The 15,458-nt window shown below is 40.3% G+C and carries 11 protein-coding genes; 8 read left to right on the top strand and 3 right to left on the bottom strand.

Annotation, left to right across the window (positions count from 1 at the left end; all coding sequences use genetic code 11):
• Positions 1–2 precede the first annotated feature (2 nt).
• Positions 3–1,010 (bottom strand): ParA family protein, encoded by a 1,008-nt coding sequence (locus tag FBQ94_RS12080; protein WP_007221210.1) that lies wholly within the window; start codon positions 1,008–1,010, stop codon positions 3–5.
• Between the two features lie 460 nt (positions 1,011–1,470).
• On the opposite strand from FBQ94_RS12080, the gene FBQ94_RS12085 reads away from it, so the two are divergent.
• The 6 genes from FBQ94_RS12085 (at position 1,471) to FBQ94_RS12110 (ending at position 10,350) form a co-directional block, all read left to right on the top strand.
• The gene (locus FBQ94_RS12085; RefSeq protein ID WP_007221211.1) at positions 1,471–2,376 is read left to right on the top strand and encodes a cation diffusion facilitator family transporter; all 906 of its coding nucleotides are present in this window, start codon (positions 1,471–1,473) and stop codon (positions 2,374–2,376) included.
• A gap of 663 nt (positions 2,377–3,039) precedes the next feature.
• On the top strand, positions 3,040–5,736 hold the full coding sequence (gene fdhF / locus FBQ94_RS12090; protein ID WP_285442161.1) for a formate dehydrogenase subunit alpha: 2,697 nt from the start codon (positions 3,040–3,042) through the stop codon (positions 5,734–5,736).
• Positions 5,737–5,790: 54 nt separating this feature from the next.
• Positions 5,791–6,507, top strand: coding sequence for a cobalamin B12-binding domain-containing protein (locus tag FBQ94_RS12095; RefSeq protein WP_007221213.1), 717 nt, complete (start codon positions 5,791–5,793; stop codon positions 6,505–6,507).
• On the top strand, positions 6,504–7,556 hold the full coding sequence (locus tag FBQ94_RS12100) for a uroporphyrinogen decarboxylase family protein (RefSeq protein ID WP_007221214.1): 1,053 nt from the start codon (positions 6,504–6,506) through the stop codon (positions 7,554–7,556). The genes FBQ94_RS12095 and FBQ94_RS12100 overlap by 4 nt, the downstream gene beginning before the upstream one ends.
• Positions 7,557–7,620: 64 nt before the next feature.
• Positions 7,621–8,652, top strand: a complete 1,032-nt coding sequence (locus tag FBQ94_RS12105) for an MtaA/CmuA family methyltransferase (RefSeq protein WP_007221215.1) — start codon at positions 7,621–7,623, stop codon at positions 8,650–8,652.
• 9 nt (positions 8,653–8,661) lie between these two features.
• Positions 8,662–10,350: an ASKHA domain-containing protein gene (locus tag FBQ94_RS12110; RefSeq protein WP_007221216.1), complete on the top strand. Its 1,689-nt coding sequence runs from the start codon at positions 8,662–8,664 to the stop codon at positions 10,348–10,350.
• A gap of 292 nt (positions 10,351–10,642) precedes the next feature.
• On the opposite strand, the gene FBQ94_RS12115 is transcribed toward FBQ94_RS12110, so the two are convergent.
• Positions 10,643–11,380 (bottom strand): DUF4197 domain-containing protein, encoded by a 738-nt coding sequence (locus FBQ94_RS12115; RefSeq protein WP_007221217.1) that lies wholly within the window; start codon positions 11,378–11,380, stop codon positions 10,643–10,645.
• Positions 11,381–11,847: 467 nt separating this feature from the next.
• Between FBQ94_RS12115 and FBQ94_RS12120 the strand changes: the two genes are divergently transcribed.
• Together FBQ94_RS12120 and FBQ94_RS12125 are read left to right on the top strand one after the other, a co-directional pair.
• On the top strand, positions 11,848–13,443 hold the full coding sequence (locus FBQ94_RS12120; RefSeq protein ID WP_007221218.1) for a COG1361 family protein: 1,596 nt from the start codon (positions 11,848–11,850) through the stop codon (positions 13,441–13,443).
• A 176-nt stretch (positions 13,444–13,619) separates the two neighbouring features.
• Entirely contained in the window at positions 13,620–15,209 is a 1,590-nt protein-coding gene (locus tag FBQ94_RS12125) for a COG1361 family protein (protein ID WP_007221219.1), read from the top strand.
• Between the two features lie 37 nt (positions 15,210–15,246).
• Here FBQ94_RS12125 and FBQ94_RS12130 read toward each other — a convergent pair.
• A partial coding sequence (locus FBQ94_RS12130) for a hypothetical protein (RefSeq protein ID WP_285442160.1) occupies positions 15,247–15,458 on the bottom strand: 212 nt, incomplete at its 5' end.

Genomic DNA, 15,458 nt, shown 5'->3' on the forward strand with positions numbered 1-15,458 from the left:
AGTTAGTTACCATCAACTTTTTGTAAAAACTCATTTGTTACTTCTTTATATTCCGATGCTACCCGAATTGAGTTGCTGTCGTTTGCTAAAAAAACAGGTAACGCAGATGCGGCAGCTTCTGTGTATCCGGTGCCCAACGATATATACTGTTCAAAACAGAGAGTATGGTAATCTTTACGGAGCGATTGCATTCTTTCTTTCAAGGTACTTACAATATTTGGGCCAGATTTACGAATCATCGTAAATAATAAGCCTTTCAAAATAACGGATTTTGCATTCGACCCTATAATACGGTATTTTTGAGTAATAGCGGCATTTAAATCAGTAATTTTTTTGATAAGGATACTTATTCCGATCGTTGATAGATGATCCGGGATTGTTGTTATCATATAATAATCACTGGTAAACACTGAATTCTGGGTTACAAGGTACAAATTTGGAGGGCAATCAATAAGTATGTAATCATAGATGTCTTTTATCCTATCAAGTGCTTTTCTGAGAATATGGCGTTGTTCTATATAAAAAAAAGCATCCCGAAAATCACAGGAAGTATCGATACCCAATTCGTTTTTGATCTTCTTGATTGTTCGTCTGAGGATATGGATCTGTTCCTGATAAAATCCCTTTTCATTTTTCATTTTTGTTTTTGCAGCCAAATCAATATCGATGCCTAATAACTCAACATCGGATGGAATCAGGTCAAGGTTTGGCACAGCTTCCTTTGTTGCCTGTTTAATGGGTGATTTCCATATGATTTTTTCAATGTCAAAAGAGTTTGCGGTATCCTTTAAATAGGAGTTAAACAATTCTGAGATAGTCCCATGATTTCTTTTAAATATCTCCCATTGTTCTGGTATAGTACATAAAAAGGTTAAGTTTGCTTGGGGATCTGTATCGATGAGTAAAATTTTCTTGTTATGATACAAAGCTAAGGCACATCCAATATGATATGTGGTGGTTGTTTTACCAACTCCGCCCTTATAGTTGATAAATGAGATAATCTTTCCCATGATTGGCCCTCTCTTTTATATTACTGATGATAAGGGTTGATAAAATCCGGATATTGATTTTTTTGTGCCATGTTACTTGTTTCTAAAATACCCACAGAATTCCTCTTTTTTAAAGGGGCGAAATAAAGGGATTATTACCGGTAAACGAACGGGTATTGTAACCATAACCATAGAGATGATAATTTAATGGAACCAATATGCCGAATATTACTACGGAATTGATGTGTGGTCAAGGGAAAATCGGGTTTCTATAATGAGAAAGATTCTGTATCCAGGTGTATAAGAACATTGAGGATACAGATGTGTTTTTAGAAAAAAGTTTGTTTTCATTTCATTAGGGTCTTATAATTGAATAAAAGTGTATCTTTAAAATGATTATGTATTTGTTTGGAGAAAGATCATCGAACACATCCATAGCATAGATTATTACAAGACAGAAGATGAGCATGGGCATAGACATGTGTACAGGGCTCATGAGCGAAAAAAGCTCATTCTCACGAGTTTTATAACTGGTGGTATCTTTATCTTTGAAGTAATCGGTGGAATTATCACCAATAGTCTTGCCCTGATTAGCGATGCAGGTCACATGCTTACTCATATATTTGCTTTGTTGATAAGCTTATTTGCCTTATTATTTGCAGCACGACCGCCTACGGTAAAAAAAACCTATGGTTTCTATCGTTTAGAGATATTAGCAGCATTATTTAACGGTGTGATTCTTTTTGTAATTACCCTGTGGATATTTTACGAGGCCTATCACCGTTTTATGCATCCTGAAACTATCTCCAGCGGGAAGATGTTTGTTGTTGCATGTGTGGGTTTGATTGCCAATGTAGCTTGTGCTTATATTCTTATGAAAGGTGGTCATGATCACGGGGGGCACAGTCTGAATATCAAATCTGCATTTATTCATATGATCGGCGATACCATTTCCTCTATAGGTGTCATAGTCGGGGCTGTAATTATCTATTATACTCACTGGTTTATTATTGATCCCATTATCAGTGTTATGCTCTGTGTGCTTATCCTTATCTGGTCTTATAAACTAGTGATGGAGTCTGTGGATATCTTATTGGAGGCTACTCCGAGAGAGATTAATATTGATAAAGTAGCCGAGAGCCTCAGGCAGATTCCCGGAATTGATGATGTGCATGATATTCATATCTGGACGATTACCTCCGGGATGTACTCTATGAGCGCCCATATCGATACAAAAGATATGATGATCAGTGAGACTACAAAACTTTCTAAAATGATTAATTGCGTTTTGAGCGACAAATTCAGGATTGGACATACGGTTATTCAATTCGGCTGTGAGTGTAAGATCAATAATGAACACAATAACCACGACCATAACCATAGGTAATTTTTAGCACAAGACGTATTGGTTAACTTGGATCAAATGGAAGCTATATTAAATGACAATAAGTATAAATTAATACATTATGTAACTACAAAATTTTCCTTGGTTTCTCTTCCTTACGTGGAGGATTTAGCATATTTGTTTGAGCTGTTCACACTATTTTGCAATTGCAAAATAGTGACTCATCTGTATAATCAAACTAGTTTAAAAAAAAATTACAAAATAAGTTTGCTCAGGTAATATTTCGGAAATTCAATTATATAGGGCAAGGCTAAAGTTTCGCCCTACACTGGCTCTGCCAAAGGCAGCCTCATGTAATTTACATTATATCTTTGGAGTTCAATAATGATCCGGGAGGAATACATGTTACTTAAGTATGGGTGAGTACACCTGTTAAGGTGGCGGTGCCATTCCCGGATTTTGTGGATAAGGTAAGGACTCTTCACAATCTGCCTTTTTTGTATCTCTCAAAATCTCAAGGATGTTTTTAGTTTATAACTTACATACTATCCAGCGAGAGATATAGTCCCCATTCATTCTCAGTACCATCCCCAAGGGAAAGATACCGCCCTCCTTCCAATAGTTAATTGGATAATGTTTTTGTACTTCGCTTTAAAAATTCATCGAAGCTTTGTTTCTCAACATCTATAACTATACATGGAGAATATAACTATGGTATCTTTATTCATTGATGGTAAGAAGGTAGAGTCGGAATCTTTTCAAACAATTTTACAAGCAGCCCAAAAAGCTGGAATTCATATCCCTACTTTGTGTTACGACCCACGTTTAGCTCCTACGGGAGCTTGCCGCATGTGTGTAGTGGAGGTCGAGGGTGCACGGTCTCTGGTGGCATCCTGTGCAACTCCGGTATCTAAAGACATGAAGGTCTCTACCCGCAGTGAATCAGTTATGCGTGCGCGTAAACTTAATTTAGAACTTATCTGGTCTCATCATCCCAATGATTGTCTTACCTGCGATAAAACCGGGGAATGTCAGCTTCAGAAGCTCATGTATGAATATGAAGTGAAAACCTCAAGGTTTATGAACTGTAATCCATCGCCTGTACCTGATGACTCGAATCCGGCTATTTACCGGGATATGAGTAAATGCATACTTTGTGGAAAATGTGTCAGGATTTGTGATGAAGTACAGAATCAGCATGTCTGGGAATTTTCGAGTCGGGGAATGGGGACTTCAGTTGCAACTGCCTTTGAGAAACCATTAAAAAACTCCGGTTGTGTATTTTGCGGACACTGTGTTTCCGTATGTCCCGTCGGCGCTCTCATGGATAAGCCTGCAGTAAAGAAAGGCCGTCCATGGGAAACAAGAAAAGTGCGTACCGTTTGTTGTTACTGTGGTGTGGGTTGCAGTCTTGTCCTTCACATAAAGCAGAATGAAATCCTGAAGGTAACGGCAGATACCCATTCACCTCCTAATTATGGCAGCTTATGTGTTAAAGGGCGATACGGCTTTGAATTCCATAAAAGCACTGATCGATTGAAGTCGCCTCTGATTCGCGATCACCTGAATCAACCTTTCAGGGAAGCAAGCTGGGAGGAGGCCATTCATCTGGTTGCCAGAAGATTTATGGAGATCAAGTTGAAATACGGACCTGATGCTTTTGGATGTCTTAGTTCCTCAAGAGGTACAAACGAGGAGAATTATCTAGCTCAAAAATTTACTCGTGCCGTGATGGGCACAAATAATATGGATAATTGTGCGCGGGTATGTCATGCGCCATCGGTTACAGGACTCAGGGCTGCATTGGGAAGCGGAGCGGCCACCAATTCTCTTGCTGATATTGAGGGTGCAGAAGCGCTTATTGTCAGTGGTTCAAATACTACTGAAGCACATCCGGTAGCAGCTCTGAAGATAAAAAAGGCGGTACGGCAGAACGGAGCTAAATTGATTGTAATCGACCCGCGTGAAATAGAACTTGTCCAGTACGCAACGGTATGGCTCCGTTTGAAACCGGGCACCAATGTGGCTCTTATTAATGGCTTGCTCCATGTCATTTTAAAAGAGGATTTGGAGAATAAAGAGTTTATCCAGCAACGTACGGAAAACATAGATATGCTGAAACAAGTGGTCGTACAGTATACACCTGAAAGAGTAGAAGAAATTACAGGGGTTCCTCAGGAGGATATTATTAAGGCTGCCAGGATCTATGCGGGTACAAGGAAGGGTATGATCGTCTATGGATTGGGAATGACCGAGCATAAGGCCGGTTCGCATGGTGTTATGTCTCTTGCAAATTTATCTTTGATTACCGGAAACATTGGGAGGCCCAATACCGGTATCAATCCTCTCCGTGGGCAAAATAATGTTCAGGGTTCTTGTGATATGGGTGCCTTGCCTGATGTTTATCCTTGCTATCAAAAAGCAGATGATCCTATTGTTCATAAAAAGTTTTCTGAAGCATGGGGCTGTCAACTTCCTGTGAAACCAGGTTTAAAGGAACCTCAAATGTATAGAGAAGCCCTGGCAGGAAAGGTAAAGGCAATGTACATCATTGGATACGATCCTGCGGCAACACAAGCGAATACCCATCATGTGGTTTCTGCCATGAAAGAGTTTGAGTTTCTTGTGGTACAGGAGCTTTTTATGACAGAAACAGCTAAATTAGCCCATGTAGTCCTTCCTGCCAGCTGCTTTTTTGAGAAGGAAGGTACTTTTACCAATGCGGAGAGAAGAGTCAGGCGATTGAACCAGGCTATACCACCGCCAGAAGGGATAAGGCATGATTGGGAGATTATGTGTTTCATTGCTAATGCGATGGGATATCCGATGCATTACAACCATCCAGGCGAAATTATGAGGGAAATTGCCAGCCTCACCCCAGAATTTGCAGGAATTGATTATGAACGGCTTGAGGGGGATGGGCTGGTATGGCCAGTATGGGATAAGAAGCATCCTGGTACGCCCATTTTGCACAAAGATACCTTTACGAGAGGAAAAGGACGGCTCAATGACCTCTTGTATACCCCTTCAGAGGAATTACCTGATAATGACTATCCTTTATATTTAACAACAGGCCGCCGTCTCTATCATTATAATAACGGTTCGATGTCACTTCGGAATCCGGAGATTCGTTCAATCAGTTCTGAAGAATTTATAGAGATACATCCCAGTGATGCTGAGCCACTTGGTATAAAAACAGGAGATATCGTGAGAGTAACATCGCGACGGGGATCGTTGGAAGTGCAAGCAGATGTTACAACGAAGTCCAGACCGGGGAGCGTGTTCCTATCCTTTCATTTCCCGGAGACCCCAACGAATGTTTTAACTGGTCCCGGAGAGGATATATTGGCGCTTACCCCTGAATATAAGGTATGTGCTGTAAAAGTGGAGTTGCCTTCATAAATTTATTGTAAAATAATAAGCTTCATATTTGGAGTTTGCCATTAGGAGGTGTTTATGCAAAGGGAAAAAGCAGATATTTTAACTACATTAGCCCAGGCCGTAATTGATATGGACATAGACTGCGCTAAGGAAGCGGCCGCTGAGGTGATACGATGCAAAGTCGACCCTTATACGGCAATAATGGATGGGCTTGCAAAAGGAATGGATAAGGTCAATGAGTTATTCGAAAATGAGGAATATTTTGTTCCGGAAATACTCCTCTGTGCCGATGCCATGTATGCAGGGATTGAGGTACTCAAACCTTATCTGCCAAAGGAAACTGCATGGAGTAAGAAAAAGGCCGTAATCGGTGTTGTTAAAGGTGATACCCATGATATTGGGAAGAACCTGGTCAAGATAATGCTGGATAACGCCGGATTTGAAATGCATGATTTAGGCAGGAATGTACCGTATGCAAAGTTTGTTGATACTGCAGGAGAGTTACAGGCAGACCTTGTTTGTCTTTCTACTCTTATGACCACAACTATGGATGGTATGCAGGTGGTTATTGAAGGCCTTAAGAAGGCTGGTATAGCCTCCAGGGTTATGGTTGGTGGTGGACCAATATCTCCAGGGTTTGCAAGAAATATAGGGGCAGATGGATATGCAAAGAATGCTGCCGAGGCAGTTAAGGTTGCCAATGACATAGTGCAGCGTATTCCTTTCAGTCCTCTCATACTGAAAACGCCGGAGCTTGTAAGTGTTAAACGAGGGCAGGGAGGAACACGATGAATTCTCGGGATGAAATGACACCTAAGGAGAGATTACTGGCAGCCATACAGGGAAAGGAGATTGACAGGCTTTTGGTAAGCCCCCTGATTCTTAACTTTGCATCCAGGAGTTTAAATCTGACTGTCAGGGACTTTTGTACAAATGGGAAGAATATGGGAGATGCCAACATTGCATGTTTTAAAAAATACCGGCATGACATTGTGTATATCTTTTCTACCACTTCTACACTGGCTGAAGCTATGGGCACCAGAATGTACTTTCCAGAAGATGACGCACCACAGGTAGAAACTCCGTTTATACAAACGAGGGAAGACCTGAAAAAGCTCAAACCAGTAGACCCGGGAAAGGATGGCAGGATCCCCGTATACCTGGAAGCAATAAAACGATGTGTAGATGCTATCGGGAATGATGTCTTTATCGTACCAGTTATCGGGGCACCGTTTACGACCTCAGCAGCCTTACGAGGAACGGAGAGATTTATAAAAGAACTCTATACAGATCCTGAATTAATACACACCCTGATGAGAGTTGCCACTCAATCGGTCAAAAACCTTGTCGATGCTTATGTAAGAGCCGGCGGTGTGCCAGTTACTGTTGAACCTATAGCTACCGGCTCGATGATAAGCGAAAAACATTTTAGAGAATTTGTCTTGCCCTATCTTAAAGAGGTGTACTCACACATCCATTCTTACAACCTTCCGGGTGTGCTCCATATCTGTGGAAAGACAAAAAGGGTAATACAATGCATGGCTGAAAGTGGAGCCGACATCCTGAGTATTGATACTATCGATCTTTTAGAAGCTAAGGAATTAGTAGGAGAGCAGGTTTGTTTAATGGGAAATCTGAGTCCTGCTGATGGCATGCTGAAAGGAAATCCGGAGATTATAACTGCTATGGTCAAGGATTGCCTAGCAAAGGCAGCAGACAATCCGAAGGGATATGTGGTAGCTACAGGATGCGAGGTTCCTATAAAAACACCTCATGAGAATATGATTGCATTTCTCGAGGCAGGAAGAAGATTTGCCCGGCTTCCAATTAACTTGAATTAGGTATTCATAAATTCTATTCAAGAACGTTATTGATAGGAAACTCTTTTCGAATCTCTTAATAACTATGATAGAAAAAGAAAGACTTCTTAAAGTTCTTCAAGGCAAGCATGCCGATAGAACCCCCGTTATTTGTCCGGGTGGTATGATGACTATGGCTAGCAGAGAGGTTATGGTAAAAACAGGTTGCCGATGGCCAGCAATCCATAGGGATGCGAAAAAAATGGCTGAACTTTCGATTGCTATGCATAATGAAACAGGAATGGAGAATCTGGGTATTCCTTTTTGCATGACTGTAGAAGCTGAAGCTTTGGGTGGAGAGGTGGAGGACGGTGACGAGATTACGGAGCCTAGTATGGTTCATTATCCATTGAAGTCAGTAAAACAGTGGAGGGATCTAAAAGAAATCGATCCGTATAAAGATGGACGTCTTCCAACAATTCTTGAATGTACAGCAATTGTAAGCCAAAAGATTCCAGACGTCCCTGTCATAGGTAATTTAGTCGGTCCTTTCAGTCTTGCTACCTCTCTGATTGATGCAATGATACTGTTTAAAGCACTCAGACAGGAACCTGAAGATGTTCACGGTTTACTCTCATTTTTGATAAAGAACAGTATCAAGTATGGTGAGGCGCTTATCAAAAACGGCGCTGATCTTATTGTGATATCCGATCCTTCTGCAACTGGTGAGATACTCGGACCAAAACTATTCAAAGAGTTTGCAATTCCATATTTGAATAGAATGATAAACCATATCCATATGTTTGAGAAACCCGTTATCGTACATATATGTGGAGATATAAGCGCTATCTACGGCCCTCTCAATGAGCTTGGCGCTGAATGCATAAGTGTAGACTCTGCAGTAAACATAAAAGAGGCAAGGGCTATGATTCCAGGAAAAAAGCTTATGGGTAATGTAAGTACTATACTCTTACAAAATGGTCCCATTAACACGATACAAAAGATATCAAAAAATCTTTTAGATTTCGGTATCGATATCCTTGCCCCGGCATGCGGTCTCAGTGCTAAAACGCCCGTTAGACATATAAAAGCTATGACAGAAATGGTAGCATCCAACTCTTATAAGAACAATTGCTAAGGTAACTATATGACTCATCATGTAAAACTGACTTTTTATCCCTCCAGAATAACAGGATCTGTACCAAAAGGAATTACGATCCTTGAGGCAGCAAGAAAGCTTGGTGTTACTATTGAAGGTCCGTGCGGTGGTACCGGGAAGTGCGGGAAGGACCTTGTACAGATAAGAGTAAATAAGACCCTTACTACAGCGCTTGCCTGCAGAACTGTCGCAGAAACTGACATGGAAATTATCATCCCTTGTTATGAAAAGAAGACCATGAAGATTGTTGATGGCTTTTATACAGAGAATACAAGGAAACGAAATATCAATCCTTCTGTATGGAAAGATATGTTTTATAATGATCAGGGTGCTTGTTTTACAAAGGTATACATGAACGATAGACCCGTAGCTATTGAAGAGGGTGATACGGGATCTCAGATGTATGGAATTGCTTTAGACATTGGTACAACAACATTAGTAGCATCACTTGTTAACCTTATCAATGGTGAAATAGCAGGCGCTGCTTCAACACTGAATCCCCTCGTATATTATGGTCATGATGTTATGTCACGGATAAAGTATTCAACATCACATCATGATGGCCTTCTCAGAATGCACAAAGAGCTTATATCCGCTATTAATCTTTTAATTTCTTTTGTATCATCTGAAAAAGGTGTAAAGCCAGAAAATATCTATCAAATCGTAGCATCCGGTAATACTACGATGCAGCATATCTTTTTAAATAAGGAAATCAAGGGAATTGGTGAGTATCCATATAAGGCTGAGGTGCTTAATACCTTTACCACGACAGCGAAAGAGCTTTCTATTCATAGAGCAGTATATGCCACAGTAACAACCCTTCCCTGTATTTCAGCCTATGTTGGCGGGGATATAGTTTCCGGTCTTGTAGCTATTGACCATATGGTACACGGGCAGGCAAACCTGTATGCGATATCCAGAGATTTTAAAGATACTAAATTACCAGCCCTTTTTGTTGATATCGGCACCAATGGTGAAATGGTCCTTTTGCTGGAGAATGGAATGGTAGCGACATCCACTGCTGCGGGACCGTGTTTTGAGGGGATGACCATAAGTTCGGGTATGAGAGCCGGAGAAGGTGCAATCGAGCATGTCTGTCTGGGAGATAAACTTTTCCTGGAAGTAATAGGGAATAGTCAGCCAAGGGGTATCTGTGGAAGCGGGCTTTTGGATATCGTTTCAGAACTTATACGGGTTGGACTTGTGAATTCTAAAGGGCGATTGCAGGGTAAGGAAGGCAATGGACTGCCTGAAGGGTATAAAAAATGTCTGTTCGAGAAAAACGGGAAACGGCATTTCCAATTATCAGATGACGTGGCAATATCACAGGAAGATATTCGGCAGGTTCAACTGGCGAAGGCGGCTATCAGGGCAGGTGTTGAGATTTTACTTGCCACCTGCAATAGGAAGCCAGAAGAACTTAGGGCGGTTATCATTGCAGGTGCATTTGGGTATCACTTGAAGCAAGAGAGTCTGTTCAGGGTCGGTTTTTTTCCGGAACTAAAAAATACAAGATTCTTTTTTGTTGGTAATTCAAGCCTGGAAGGCGCTGTAGGAATAATTCTGAATAAAGATTTAATAGATAAAGCAGCTCGTATTGCCAGCATTACACAGGTTATGGAACTCTCCCAAATTGCGGAATTTGAAGGCGTTTATATTAGGGAGATGCATTTTTGATAAACAACTCGCGTATATGAAAGGATTGTTTTCTTGCCATCAACGAGGAGTCACATCATACCTGTCTGGTAAACCAGATAGTAATCCGATTCTATAGTACTCTCTGTATGAAAACGAACATACCACATTCAACCCCAAAGGGGTGGAATGATTTTAGAAGCCCCAGGCCGGGTGGCACGGACAAACGGGTTTGTCCGTGCTTATTTACTTACGTACATGGATATGGATTACAAAACACTGACAAACAAAGTTTGTCAGTACCACCCCAGGTACCGGTTTACAGAGTATGAACTTATTGTGATACGTTCTTAAAAACCTCTCTGAGAAGTTTTGTTACTCTTGCTGCCGGGTCTTTACGGATTTTACTTTCTTCTTCACCTAATACGTAAAATAATCCATCAAGAGCCTTTTGTAATACATAATGATCCAAATCAAGCGCCATAAATTTTTTTACAAACGGGATAGATTCATATTTATCTACAACCTCGTTGTATTTTTTGGTGACATTATATTCAGCTAATGCCTCTTTTACTGTTGGTTGGTACTTCTCTGCAAGTTTGCTATACGTCTTTTCTTTAAGATAATCAGTGGCAGCTGTATCGCCACCTTTATAAACTGTTAGTACATTTTCAAACGTCATATCGAAAATTGCATCAAGAAATATATCCTTAGCTTCCGGCGCTGCTTTTTCTGCAGCTCTATTCATACTTAAAATAAACTCATCAAGTTTCTCTCCTGCGCCTATCGTACGCAGGGTTTTATCAAGTATTTCGAATTTTTCAGGTAGCAATATCTTAATCGATTCATTGTTAAAATACCCATTAGGTTTGCCCGTTGTTTTAATTGCATTCTGAATGCCAACCTTGAGGGCTTCTTTTAATCCAGAGACGATCTTTTTATCACTGAGGTGTTTTTGAGGGTTAAAAATTTCAGAAAGCCAATCAAATTGAGCGGAAGCCTTGAATGCCGTAATGAGAATAAAAAAGAGAATTACGAAGGATTGAAAAAACTTTTTTTGTAGTAATTTCATATGTATCCCTTACTTTAATGAAAAGAATGATTAACAAATTCGGGATGATTAACTCATTTTTACTATAACTTTTTTACATCGGATATTCAATAAATAAGAATGATGAAATAAGAATTTATTCCCGTTTTTTTACAGGTTTATAGAATAATTTTCTAAAGCTTTAGAAAAATTTTCATCATAGGGGAAAAAATCACTCAAAATAAAGATACCCTGAAAATTATTTAAATCTGATAGCAATCTCATAGATTTTGATATCATAACTTTTAAATCCTTGAATATTTAGATAATAATGCTTATTAGTTCTAAATATATTTTAAAGATGTATTTACCAGTTAAAAATTTGTAAACATAAAGATGGTACAGTGTTTGCCTATTATGATAATCGCATAAATCTTGAGTGTATAGGAGTTGGTCCTTCTCACGGGAAAATTATTTTATAAGAGAATTTTAGAAAGGGGGGGTATAGTATGAAGTGGTTTGAATTGAATAAGTCGTATCTGGTTTTATTTGTAATATTTTTGTCAGGAATTTATGGATGTAGCTATAAAGGAACTGAGGTTGAAGAAAAACCGCCTTATGCACATGGGCATATCGAAGAAGAACCGCCACCCAGGCATCAGGTAATGCATAAACAGAAAGAGCCGGCTAAGGCAGAATCAGATATGCTGGTAATTATGGGAGCATTTCCCACAGGGGATCCGCACAGTAGTGTAATCCTTGTGGAAACAATGGTTCCTAGAATGGGTCAGGTTAATCAGCCATATGAATATCTTATCAAGGTTACCAATCTTACACAAGTACCCGTTAGAGATGTTGAAGTTGTTCAAACACTTTCAGAAAAATTCCAAATTAAGAAATCTGATCCTGAGATGCAAAAACCTCTCAAAGAGGGTGTTGCTAAATGGTTAATAGGGGATATTAATTCGAAAGAGACTAAGGTAATAAGGGTCACCGGTGTACCTACGACAGAAGGTGAAATACCGTTTTGCACGACCGCAACGTACAACTTGCCGGAATTTTGTGTAACCCCGGTGATTGTGCAGCCGAAGTTAAGCCTTGCCAAACGTATGCCGTCTGAAGTTTTAATCTGTGATCCCATTCCTGTAACTCTTATCATAAGCAATACCGGTACTGGAGTTGCTCAAGATGTTCAGATTAAGGAATCTTTGCCTTCAGGATTAACAACTGCGGATGGTAAGGCGAGTATAATGCAGACAATTGGCTCGTTGCAGCCAAAAGAGTCACGTGAAGTTTCATTAACCCTTAAGGCAGAAAAGACCGGTCAGTATACCAATGTTGCAACAGCGTCTGGTGTGGGTGGATTAAGTGCTGAATCTAATTCTACTACAGTTATCGTGAAACAGCCGATATTAGCAATTGAGAAAACAGGTCCCGAAAAGAGGTATGTAGGCCGAAAAATTACTTACGATATTGAAGTTAGTAACGAAGGTGATGGCCAAGCAGCATCAACAGTTATTGAAGACACTATACCTGCCAATGCATCATTTGTAAGTGCAAGCAATGGAGGTACATTTGCTGGCAATACTGTTAAATGGAATGTAGGGACTCTGCAACCTAAAGATTCTGAAAAAGTAAGTGTAACACTTCGTGCCGAAAGTATAGGAAAGGCAGAAAACAAAGCGGTTGCAAAGGCCGTTTGTGCCGAGGCTGTATCTGCATCGGCTGTGACTCAGGTATTAGGTATACCCGCGATCTTACTTGAGGTAATAGATGTTGAAGATCCGGTTGCCGTTGGCGATTCTGTAACCTATGTGATAACGGTAACCAACCAGGGTTCTGATACAAGCACAAACACGGAGATTACCTGTACATTAGAAGATACCATGCAATACGTATCATCAACTGGACCTACAAAGGCAATCGTAGAAGGGAAAGAGGTAAGTTTTGGTCCACTACCAACGTTAGCCCCGAAAGCACAAGCAAGCTGGAAGCTTATCGTCAAGGCTGTGGATGAAGGCGATGTTAGACTTAAGGTTAGTTTGATGGAGGATTGTTTAGAGAGACCGGTTGAAGAAACAGAAGCTACTAACTTCTATCAATAATACTGCCGAATTTGACGTATAGGTAGTTTAGGATTAAAGTTTGATTTTTCATAAATGTGCATTTTATTAATAAAAAGCCGGGGCGTTTTTTAACGCAACGGCTTTTTTTATTTATAAAAGATGTATCAATGCTATATGTTTACATTTTTAAATTTTTTAATAAAAGGATTATATGTATGAATAGAGGGTATGGGGTAAATTCTTTACTATTTTTATTACTTACCTTAACAACGAGTATATGTAGTTGTGGATATCAAAGAAGTGGTACCAGAGAAGATACGAAGATGTATGCATATGGCCATTCGGGAGATACATTATCATCATCTGCAAGCCGCAAATATCTGTCTACAGAAAGAGATACAAATAAACGTGGAACTTACGATACATTTACTGCTGGCAATAAAAGTCACGGTGTTATCTTTATAGAGAAGCATGTTCCTTCGGAAGTCCGTGCCGGACAACTTTTTAATTATAGTATTAACGTTACGAATGTTACAGATATGAACATAAAAGACGTTGAGTTAATTGAAACAATTTCCCATAAGTTCAAGGTAGAAAACTCGATTCCTAAAATGAAAGACAATATAAGGGAAGGTGCTGCGCAATGGTTTGTAGGAAATTTAGGTCCTCGAGAGACCAAAGTAATTCGAATTACGGGAATTGCTATGGAAACAGGGGAGATACCTTTTTGCACGGATATTGCATATAAATTACCGCCGTTTTGTGTTACTACAACAGCGGTAGAACCAAAACTGAATCTCACCAGGCGCATGCCTTCCGAGGTTATGATGTGTGATACAATACCAGTAACTTTTGTCGTAAGCAATACGGGTACAGGTGTTGCCAGAGATATTCAGATTAAGGAAACTTTGCCACCAGGGTTAAGTACCGTAACCGGTGAAACGAACGTAATTCAAGAGATAGGTGCATTACGAGCGGGAGAATCACGTGAGGTTTCGTTAACCCTTAAGCCGGGCAAAACTGGTAGATATACCAATACTGCAACGGCTACTGCGGAGGGTGGATTAAGCGCCAAATCTAACGCAGCTACAGTCTCCGTAAGAAAACCAGTATTGGCAATTACAAAGACAGGTCCCGATAAGAGATTCATTGGTCGAAAGATTACCTATGATATTGTTGCAAGCAATAAGGGCGATGGGCCAGCAGTATCAACAAGTATTGAGGATATCATACCTGATGAGACATCGTTTGTAAGTGCGAGCGACAGAGGTTCATTAACCGGAAAAAATGTTTCATGGAACTTGGGAACTTTACAACCTCAGGAGTCTAAAAAAGTAAGTGTAACACTTCGCGCTGAGAGTAAAGGAAGGGTAATAAACAGAGCAATGGTAAAGGCCGTTTGTGCCGAGCCTGTCTCTGCATCGGCTATAACTGAGATCCTGGGTATTCCGGCAATTCTTCTTGAAGTAGTTGATACCCTGGACCCAATAGAGGTTAATGAAACCGAGGCATATATTATTACGGTGACTAACCAGGGTTCAGATGTTAGTACAAACATCAAAATTACATGCACGTTAGAGGACTCAATGCAATATGTATCATCAACCGGACCCACAAGGGGAATCGTAGAAGGGAAAGAGGTAAGTTTTGGTCCACTACCAACATTAGCCCCGAAAGCGCAAGCAAGCTGGAAGGTTATTATCAAAGCACTGAATCCCGGAGATGTTCGGTTTAAGGTCAGCATGATTGAGGATTGTCTTGCCAGACCAGTTGAAGAGACGGAAGCAACGAATTTTTATAAATAGTTTTTGCTGTGCATAAAAATAGCTTTTTGAATTTTCTTTATTCCCAAATGCTTGTATTTAGTCTTCTTGCGGGCTCAATTTTGCAAATTGGCGTGCCCAGCGAAGGGTAGTGCTTACTAACGGGTGAAAGACCTGTCATGGTAAAAGCCAGAAGCCATGTAGCCAGGATGGCAGGGGGTGAGGGAAACGTTACCTTCTGAAGCCCATCGACAAAGGCCGCTCTAAGGCGGGTGAGCAACTCTCCGGGTT

Origin of the sequence: Candidatus Jettenia sp. AMX1, assembly GCF_030263775.1 — a bacterium.
Taxonomy (GTDB): domain Bacteria; phylum Planctomycetota; class Brocadiia; order Brocadiales; family Brocadiaceae; genus Jettenia; species Jettenia caeni.

Coding starts and splice junctions, on each gene's coding strand:
- FBQ94_RS12125 (WP_007221219.1), top strand. CDS start 13,620: ATGAATAGAGGGTATGGGGTAAATTCTTTACTATTTTTATTACTTACC.
- FBQ94_RS12100 (WP_007221214.1), top strand. CDS start 6,504: ATGAATTCTCGGGATGAAATGACACCTAAGGAGAGATTACTGGCAGCC.
- FBQ94_RS12105 (WP_007221215.1), top strand. CDS start 7,621: ATGATAGAAAAAGAAAGACTTCTTAAAGTTCTTCAAGGCAAGCATGCC.
- FBQ94_RS12080 (WP_007221210.1), bottom strand. CDS start 1,010: ATGGGAAAGATTATCTCATTTATCAACTATAAGGGCGGAGTTGGTAAA.
- FBQ94_RS12120 (WP_007221218.1), top strand. CDS start 11,848: ATGAAGTGGTTTGAATTGAATAAGTCGTATCTGGTTTTATTTGTAATA.
- FBQ94_RS12095 (WP_007221213.1), top strand. CDS start 5,791: ATGCAAAGGGAAAAAGCAGATATTTTAACTACATTAGCCCAGGCCGTA.
- FBQ94_RS12115 (WP_007221217.1), bottom strand. CDS start 11,380: ATGAAATTACTACAAAAAAAGTTTTTTCAATCCTTCGTAATTCTCTTT.
- FBQ94_RS12110 (WP_007221216.1), top strand. CDS start 8,662: ATGACTCATCATGTAAAACTGACTTTTTATCCCTCCAGAATAACAGGA.